The following is a 9,563-nucleotide window of genomic DNA, read 5'->3' on the forward strand; positions in this document are numbered from 1 at the left end:
GAGGAGATGCAATTGCCTGATTTATCTTTTTTAGTTATTCATATTAGGTTTATCAGCCTATATTTCAGGCTAACTGGATAAAAACCCGAAACCAGTAGAAGGCTAGCTTATTTTTGATGCTAGCGATCGCACCTATTTTAGGTATCTTAGATTTTTTTATTTGGCCTAGAAACGTATTCCATTCAGAGACAGGTGATCCTCAGCAAACCTTGATGATGCTGTTTGTGGCAGTCATTATTGCCATTATGGTGGGGAGTCTGTCGTCTATGCGCGAGATTGTCAAGGAAAATGATATTTATCGCCGTGAGCGCATGGTTTGCTTGCAGCTTTGGCCCTATATCCTCTCCAAAGTGTTAACGGGTGTCTTAGTCAGTCTTTATCAAGCTGCAGTATTTACGTTATTCAAGGTTTTAGTCGTTACATTCCCTGGTGGAACTCCTGTTCTTCTAGGCATCTACATCACCCTTTTACTGGCTACGATTGGCGGCATGGTGATGGGGTTATTGGTATCCGCCATTGCCCCCAATCAAAATGTTGCGCCTTTGCTCATTATTTTGGTTCTCATCCCTCAAATCACCTTAGGAGGTGGATTATTGCCGATTCAGGCACTGCCCTGGCCAGGGCAGATGATGAGTCATGTGACGTTTAGCCGCTGGGCGTTTGAGTCAATGGTGACCATTACTGAGGTGGGCAAGAGTATTGCCACGGATAGTTGTTTTGCATTAGCTGAGCGTGATCGGGATCAACTCACCGAAGCTAAAAAAGCAGAACAATGTTCTTGTCTGGGACCCAAATTATTTACAAAGTGTGAGTTTCCAGGCATCAAGGCCAAGTTGAACAAGGCGGTCGATATGCCAGAGCCTAAAAAACCGACTGAACCTGGTACATTCCCCAGTAACCCAGAGGAGTTAGACGACTATAAGAACCAGGTTGGTCAGTACAAAAAAGATATTAATACCTGGCAAGCTGATTATAGTCAATGGAAAAAAGAGCGGGAAAGCGCGATTGGTGAAGGAGAAGGGATTATCAACCAATTTAATAACAATTATGGTCGATCTTTTGCGGTCAATCTTTCCGAAACCTGGGGGATTTTAGGAGGGCTGTCTGGGATTTTCTGTTTGTGCATCCTACCGATACAAAAGCGCAAGAGCATTGTGTAGCCCTGTTGAACTATTGATAGATGAATCTTTGGCACTCAATTAAGTTTTTCCTTATTAAGGTCTAGGCTCTATAGATTTCAATGAAATATTTATTGGCAGATATATGCACAACGGGATCCTGAAAACATCGTTATCTAAAGATACTTTAGCTGTCATATTTTCTCGAATTGTTGCAAAATTAGGATCAAAGATGAAAGAATTGTCTTAATTTCTCTGAGATAAAAGAATTTACAGTAAGATCTATTGAATAACTCTTTTTATAGTTAAGAATAAAATAATATGTTGGGTAGGGTTCTTGCATCTCGATATCGGATCGTTACAGCGCTGGCGCAAGGAGGTTTTGGGAAAACCTTTTTGGCTGAGGACACTCTACTGCCTGGAGTACCCCACTGTGTGGTTAAGCAGCTCACAGTCGGACAAGATAACGCCGCTGCTTTGCGGATCGCTAGACGTTTATTTAACCAGGAAGCAATCACGTTGCAAAAACTGGGCAAGCACCCTCAAATCCCCCAACTTTTTGCCTATTTTGAAGAAGATAATGAGTTTTTTTTGGTGCAAGAGCTAATTGAAGGCACCTTGCTAAAGGATGAATTTCAACAAAAAGGTCGCTTTTCTGAGGCCCTAAGTGTTGAGTTCCTGCAGGACTGCTTAAATACTTTGGCATTTGTCCATGAACTGGGAGTGATTCACCGGGATATTAAACCTGCCAATTTGATGCGGCGTCACTCAGATCAAAAGATTGTTTTTCTAGATTTCGGGGCGGTCAAAGAGATTGAAATTGATCAGAGTCAGCTAGCTGAGACAACTGTCTCTATTGGAACGCGCGGCTATATGCCAGATGAACAACTACGAGGGAAACCTCAGTTTGCAAGCGATGTCTATGCATTGGGAATGACGTGTCTCCAAGGGTTAACGCGAACCCACCCTCAAGACTTTGAGCGGGATGATTATGATGAAATTTGCTGGGTAGATTTGGTACCTGTGCAGCCTTCCTTTGCACAAGTACTCTCAAAAATGGTGCGGCGTGATCCGAGACACCGATATTCTCAAGTCGCAGATATTCTCACTGATTTAAACCATTTATTTAATTCGGGTATTGTTACGGCTTCTACGATACAAGTCATTCCTTCTACTTCACCGTTGCCGAAGGCCAATACTGGTACTAACCCTTCCCGCTCTGAGGTAACTTCTGCAGGGATGGAAAGTTCTGGTGCTCATGGCTTTGAACAGACGAATCGTCAAAGGGGAGACGATTATCCTAGTCAGCCTCAACCTGGTCTTTCCCCATCTTCTCTGGAGGCTGCTGATGCTTCCACTGTCGTTTCGGCTCAAGCACAGCATCTGGTCTCCCCTAATGCGCCAACTGATGTTTCCTCTCACAACAGTTCAGGGACTCAAGAGACTCTTGCGGGAAGAAATACTAATAATGGACAGCTTGTTGATTTACCTGTGATTGACACGAATCAAGATAGTTTGGAGTCGACGGTATGCCAACCTCATAGTAATAGGGCGCAAACTGACTCTCAGGATCCTATATCAAAATCCACAGATGAAGCTTTGCCTAGCTCTTCTCCCCAGGCTCTGGTTCCCCCAGATGTGCTGGATCAACGGGATACAAAGCAGCCAAAGTCGTTAAAGTGGGTTGTTCCCAGTTCGTTACTCCTAGTTGCTGGCTTAGGAGCGGGGGGATATTTTCTGCTCAGGCCCTCGACTGCGGACCAAGTATTGCAACAAATGCAAGCTTTTTATACCCAAGACAAGTTTACAGACTGTATTAACAAAGGAGAATCAGCCGATGTTGATCTAGAGGTTGAAGTCTCTATTCGGGATACTTTGGCTAAATGCTATTTAGGTGCTGCGCAATTCCAAGCCAATCAAGGTAATTTTGCCGAGGCACTCAAGATAGTTGCAAAAGTCCCTAGTAAGAGTGCCCAGTATAACCAAGCTCAACAAAAACTCCAGGCTTGGTCTAATCAGCTTTTGAGTCAGGCCAAAGTTCTGTATGAGGAGCAAGGCAAGGTTAAGGACGCCCTTGCTAAACTGGCTGCGATTCCAAAAATAAGCCCTGTATATGATAAGTCAACGTCACTGACCAAAGAATGGCAGACAACGGCTAAAGAGAATGACAAATTCTTGAAGGATGCTCAGGCTGCATTGGATGATCAGCGGCCTAGAGAGGCGATTGAAAAGGCGGAGCAAGTCAAGCAACCTAAATTTTGGGCAGCTAAGGCCGACAAAATTATTACGGCTGCCAACAAGCAAATAGCCAGTATTCCTAAACCTGCCCCAGTTCCTGTGACGGTGAACCCAGCACCTAAGCCTGCTCCAGTATGGACCCCAGCCCCAGCCCCGACTCCTGCATGGACTCCCGCTCCAGCCCCGGCTCCCGCTTGGCGGCCCGCCCCAGCACCCGCCCCAGCGCCTCGGGCTTGGCCTTCTCCATCCCCGGCTCCTCGGGCTTGGTAAGGACTGTAGGAGTTCTTAGGTCAGTCTCTTTTTGTAAAATCTATTAGTTCAGTGTGGTTTGATGCGAAATGGGTTTCAAGATTTAGATTTATATTTTTGGCAACCTTTTTAATTGTTTAGTCTTCAGAGGATATAGCGTTTGGCTATATCTGTCGTTCCCCAACTTCGAGTAGTTAAAGCTAGTGATGACATCATGCAAACAATCCTTAAAAATATTTCTCTATTGATCCTGACTGCTGCTGTGATGGGTGGGGCCAACGGGGAACAAGTAGCCTTGGCTAACGCTGTAGAATCCTCGACGGAGGATACTGCATCGACTCGAAGGGGAGCTACGGTCCGAGAGCGCTATGAATGTGTCCAAAATGGTGACAAATACTCAACAGTCGCCCATACGGCACGAGGCCCCATTGAAATTATTGTTTGGGAGAGCACCTTCTTTGGGGCTAAGTGGACGCCTGCTGTCCGCTGTCAAGCTGTGTCCAAGAGGTTTCAGGCTTTATCGGATCAGGGGCGCTTGAAATATCTCAATGCAGGCCGGATGAATTATGAAAATGTTATCTGTGTCACTTCCAAAACCGGAAAAGAAGGATGTCTGAAAGGTGGGTTACTCCTTACTTTGGAACCGAAAGACAATCCCTTTGATGTCTTAAATGATTTGTTTTATAGTCGGCAAAATCCTTCTGCTGGAGGGACGCGCAGAAATAATGGTAAGCCCATTGACTTTGTACGTTTGCTAAACGAACGTGCGCCTATGGCTCAGTCTTCAGATGTGCCAACCACTCCCGAGGTGGTCCCTAATGGTAAAGGTTTAGAAGGAGAAAAGCCTGTTCCAGGACAACCGATTCCGTGGGGACAATAAGATTTTTGAGCGCTGGTTTGTAACTTAGGCTTAGTGAAGCCAAATACTTTATTGCGCTTGGCCCACTAAGGTAAACGGTGCCCAATTCACTGGATGCGGATATTGCTTCATAGTGTTGAGCATGGCCTGGCGCAGGGCTTGTGCTTTGTTGGGCGTTTGAACGTATTGTTTGTAAAACTCGCCCATCAGCAGTGCAGTCGAAGCATCATCAATTTCCCATAGGGTAATCATAACGCTGGGGACTCCAGTGGCCATGATCGCTCGGGATAGTCCTACAACACCATCCCCTGTCAGGTGTCCACGCCCCGTATCACAAGCACTGACAACGACTAGGTCAGCGTTCAGATTCAAATCTAAGATTTCATCCGAAGTCAGTAAACCATCGTTACTGGTATCTGGCGCTAAAGCTATGGCACCGGGAACACCACTTTTACTAAACTCACCGAGGAGACCATGAGTGGCAAAGTGGACGATTTGAGCTGAGCCTATTTTTTGTTTAATGGTGGTTTCAGTGGCTGCCCCCCCAATCAAAGCTTGAGTGCTAAGCATTTGGCTAATGGCTTGCGCTTCTGTCTCAGAACGGGGTAAGGATCCTAACCCCAGTAATGCACCTCCTGGCGCTTCGACGGGCATGGTCGGGTTGCCAACAACTAAAGCATTGCTTGGCGAAAGGAGGGTAGAGTTCTGCTGTTTGCGGGTCAGGGCTAGCACCTGGATTGCAGGCGCTGTCAGGACAGTATGCTTCTGAATGAGGTACGTACCATCTGGGGCTTGGAGTGCAGGAAACGAGACTTGGAACAGTTCACGATACGGAATAAAGATAACTGGAGCGGTTGGATCTGTGGGCAGCAGATCATCAATAGGGGCGATCAAAATTTGATAGAGATTTTGATGCAGTTGCAAAAATTCTTGCTTTAGGGCTTGTTCTCGGTCCCTGAATTCACTCCAGTCATTGGCCCATTGACCAGCTTGAGTAAGGAGCTGTGTTTGAGCTGGGGTGAGGTCCACTGCCCGAAATGCAACTTTACCGTTGGGTTGCACCACCCAAATAAAGATCTTGATGAAGGTACCATAGCGCTTTCCATGAGCCACGAATGCTTCATCGGCAACATAGGCATATTCCACCAGGGTTGCATTTTGTTGTTGAGCAACCTGCTGAAGTTGTTGGAGATTGGGCAGCCTACTTTTGACAGGGGCAGCAGAAGATGGACGGGCAGCTAAGCGTTTGTCTAATAACTCAATAAAGGCTCTGGCTCGCCCCCGTTCAGAGGCTTCTAGGGCTGCCTCGACTTTCCCTTGTTCTGCTAGGACTCGCCTAAGGAGCGCATAACTATGAACCTGAGTCTCGAAAATGGAAACTTTAGCGGTGTCGGGTAATTCAGTTCGCAATTGATCTAGCAAGTTAATCGCGAAGTTGAAATGTGTCTCTGCTTCGCTGAGTTGCCCCAGTTTCCACAAATTAGCTCCCATCAAATGGTGATTGGTTGCTTCGAGTTGGGGACTGTTGAGACTGTTGAGTAGGGTTAAGCTTTTGCGTAGCGTGGTTAAGGCTTGGGAGTGATTATCTTGAATGGTGTACACCGAGCCGATGCCTTGGAGGGCAGACACTTCTAGTCTTTTATCGTTGACTGCTTGGGCTGTAGCTAACCCTTGCTGATAAGACTGAAGGGCACGAGTGATATTACCTTGGGACAGATCGATATTGCCCAGATTATTTAGGGCCTGGGCCTGAAGGGTCTGTTTCTGGCTGGGATCTTGGATATTCTGGGTGGCCGTTAGGCTTTTTTGGAAATATTGGCGAGCTTCGTTTTGTCTATCTTCTTTTAAAGAAGATTGGATCACTCCTAGACTGTTGTAGGCATTGGCCAGCGCTGCTGGTGAGCTGCTCATTTTAGCAACTTTTAAGCCTTGTTCATGATGGTTTAGGGCTTTAGAGTATTGGCCTAAAGCGATATAAACATTGCCTAGCCCCCGACGTGCTTGTCCTTCATTGATTGGATCCTTCAGGTTTTGCCAGAGTTTGATGGATTGGTTATAAGCCGCTATCGCGTCGGCATAGCGACCGACTTTGAGGTAACTATTCCCTAAGTTTCCGAGAATGGAGGCTTCAATGGTCTGCTCACCTGTTTGGCGGAGTAGGGGGAGTGCCTGATTAAAGTATTGAATGGCTTGATGAGGGTCTCCCAAACTTTGGTGAGCTAGCCCTAAACGTCCAAACACGAGGGCTTCTTTACTTGGATCTTGTAACTGCTGAAACAAGGACAAAGCTTGCTGCCACGCTTTGATTGCTGCTTCGAATTGTCTTGATCGATAGTATTGAGTTCCTTGCTTAAGATGTTGCTGAGCTTGAGTTTGTTGTTGATTTGGACTTTGAGCGAAGAAAGTCTGTGAGGAGTTAGGTTGAGCAACCGTTTTGATAGTCGGTTTACCTTTAAAGAGAAATACCTCCCCATTAGCATGCCAAGATTGAGGCATGGCATTGGCTTGCAGGGGAGTAGTAAACGTGATCGCGAAAAGAAATAGTTTGCCTACAGAGTGGATTGAGGGCATGATTTCTTTAGCTCTTAAGGTGAAGTTATCTATTACTTTCTGCCTTATCTAGATTCAGATCAGCCTTTTCAAAAGACATTTTTACAGACTGATCTTTACTATTAAATTGCATTGCACTAGAGTTAGCAGGCGTTTCTAAATCTTGAATATATCCTAAGTCGTCATCACCTGTGAGAAGTTCTGGAAATTGCTCTGGTGAGATGGGGAATTGAACATTACCTTCTGCATCTAAAGGCGGATCAAATGTTAAGGCAAGTACTTTACCTGCTTGAGAACACTGAACTTGACCAGTATTTGTTACAGAACAGTTAGTGGGTAGATAATCAGATCCTTCAGTAGTGTTTTCATCATCAGAAGTATTCTGTCGGGTTTTTTGTGTATTATCAGGTGGATCGTCATTGGGTGGATCGTCATTGGGTGGATCGTCATTGGGTGGATCGTCATCTGTAATTATGTCCGTTTCGAAATTTCGACCACCGGATGACAGTTGACCATTAACAGCTGCACCATTTGTATCTGCAACTTTAAAGTTCTGAATGGACAATTCAATCCCACTATCTGTCGGTTCCAGAGTTTTCCCAATCTTGAAAGAAGTATCTTCTCGAATTGTAAATTGTATATCCGGACCTTCATAATTCGGGTCGAAGCTGCTATCCATGAAATTTCCATTTGGCGAATTTTCATTCGGCAAAATTCGTACAGTTTGTCGTGCCTTATTCTTAAATTTTTTATTTAAAAACTGCACAGAAAACTGTATCTCTGGTTGTTCCTCACCCGAAACCTTAATAATGTTCCTACGCTCCCCCACAAGATCACTACCACCAGCAGAAATAACGCCAATATTATACGCTATAGGTATAAGCTCATCTTGTCGACCTATAAGCTTGAAATTTCTAGTTATAGCTTCTTTAGCAGTAAACTTTTGAGCATCAACAACTAATGAAGCCTTAGCATCAAGGGTAACACCACCATAAAGATTTATGCTGCCATTATTTGCAGTGATTTGGGCTAAACCACCAATGCTTTCTATCTTCGTTGGTTCACTTTGAATTTGCTGATAAGTAGCGATAAAAATTTCTACAGGGTTACCTTTTTCTCCAATTGTAATATTTCCATTGGAATTTTCTAGAATTAATGACTTAGTATTTATATTGCCAAGAACTTCAATTACACCACTCTTGCCATTCTCTGGATTGACTTTAACTGTTAAAGTCTCAATATTTTTTGGTAAAAAAACAGCATCAATAGGATTGTTATTATCAAAGAAAAAACCATCCCCAAATTCTCTAGGGATTTTAGGACCTATATCAGCATTCAAAGTAACACTGCTTGTAGCTTCTAAAGTTACATCACTACCACCTGGATTTATCTCATTATTGATTATTACATTTGCTGCTGTGACAGTCAGAGGTCTTCCATTCGTTAATAAAGGTGCATTTGAGGTGAACTCCCCATCATTATCACCATCTGAATCTGCTCTAAACGTTATCGAGTTATCGGCTCCGCTATTGACAAAAGTGACAGGACTGGAAATAGTAATGTTGTTTCGTGCCTCAATGAACACTTGACCATCCACTGCGCCAAGAATCTCGGCATCAATATTGATATCACTATCGTTAGAATCATCATTACCAAATACTTGAGATGGATTGACGCCAATTGTTGTTGAATCGCCTGAGATGTTTACATTTTCGGGGTCTAGAAGTAATGTTCCGTCTACACCATTACTTGCATTTAGATCAACACTGCCCTGAAAGATCAGATTCTCTTTCCCCGACACCTCAACAAACCCACCATCTCCTGCCTTTTCTCCCCCACGAGCACTAATATTTCCATAGAACGCCGTTACACCATCCGCCCAAGCAATCACCTTACCCCCAGGCCCATTCTTCAACGCATCCGCCGTAATTACTGAATTCCTATCAATAAAAGTTCGAGTGGCATTCGGCACCTCACCTAGCCCCTTATAGTCCCCACCAAGTAACACCGTACCGCCACTATAGTCACCAGACGAATTAATATTCGCCCCCAACAGTCCCACCTTGTCTCCCAACACATGTACCGTGCCCCCCTCCGGCCCAGACACATCCACCGTACCCGCCACCAATGTCGTTCCCGGATCCGTCGGCAGAACCGCATCATTACCTGTTAAGCGCACCCCATCCGCATCAGCAATGACACCCGTTGCAATCGGTTCATCACCACCTGTCAATAGTTTTGGTAAGGCCAACGGCGTAAACCCTTCAACTCCTGGCAACAACACTGATTCTGCTGATGAGGGCAACCCTAAACTCAACAAATTGCCCTCTTGACTAATCTTGACCAACTGTTTATTCGGTACTGACGCAATCGTCACCTTACCTCCAGGTGCTTCCAGCGTGCCCGTATTGATCACCATGCCCCCCACTAAGGTAATTTGTTCTCCTTGAGGTACCGATAACGTCCCGGCGTTCATAATCGAGCCAGGGGTGTCCGAGACAAAGGCAAACCCATTGGGTTCACCCACCAAATTGGCATAGTTATTCTGG

4 protein-coding genes and 1 pseudogene are annotated in these 9,563 nt (G+C 45.1%); 3 read left to right on the plus strand and 2 right to left on the minus strand.

What is annotated here, in order from left to right; genetic code table 11:
- The first annotated feature begins 116 nt into the window (after positions 1 to 116).
- The 3 genes from Q0986_RS00990 to Q0986_RS01000 all read left to right on the plus strand — a co-directional run bounded on the left by Q0986_RS00990 (position 117) and on the right by Q0986_RS01000 (position 4,485).
- Positions 117 to 1,160 carry an ABC transporter permease gene (locus Q0986_RS00990; RefSeq protein WP_299402442.1) on the plus strand — a complete coding sequence of 348 codons (1,044 nt, stop codon included), beginning with the start codon at positions 117 to 119 and terminating at the stop codon, positions 1,158 to 1,160.
- Between the two features lie 279 nt (positions 1,161 to 1,439).
- Positions 1,440 to 3,626 (plus strand): protein kinase, encoded by a 2,187-nt coding sequence (locus Q0986_RS00995; RefSeq protein WP_299402445.1) that lies wholly within the window; start codon positions 1,440 to 1,442, stop codon positions 3,624 to 3,626.
- Positions 3,627 to 3,819: 193 nt separating this feature from the next.
- Positions 3,820 to 4,485 (plus strand): COP23 domain-containing protein, encoded by a 666-nt coding sequence (locus Q0986_RS01000; RefSeq protein WP_299402448.1) that lies wholly within the window; start codon positions 3,820 to 3,822, stop codon positions 4,483 to 4,485.
- A gap of 48 nt (positions 4,486 to 4,533) precedes the next feature.
- Here the strand turns inward: Q0986_RS01000 and Q0986_RS01005 are convergent, their stop codons facing one another.
- Positions 4,534 to 7,035: a CHAT domain-containing protein gene (locus Q0986_RS01005; protein WP_299402450.1), complete on the minus strand. Its 2,502-nt coding sequence runs from the start codon at positions 7,033 to 7,035 to the stop codon at positions 4,534 to 4,536.
- Between the two features lie 25 nt (positions 7,036 to 7,060).
- Positions 7,061 to 9,563, minus strand: a pseudogene (locus Q0986_RS01010) (hypothetical protein); the annotation flags it as partial.

Source organism: Acaryochloris sp. IP29b_bin.148, assembly GCF_028285565.1.
GTDB lineage: Bacteria > Cyanobacteriota > Cyanobacteriia > Thermosynechococcales > Thermosynechococcaceae > Acaryochloris.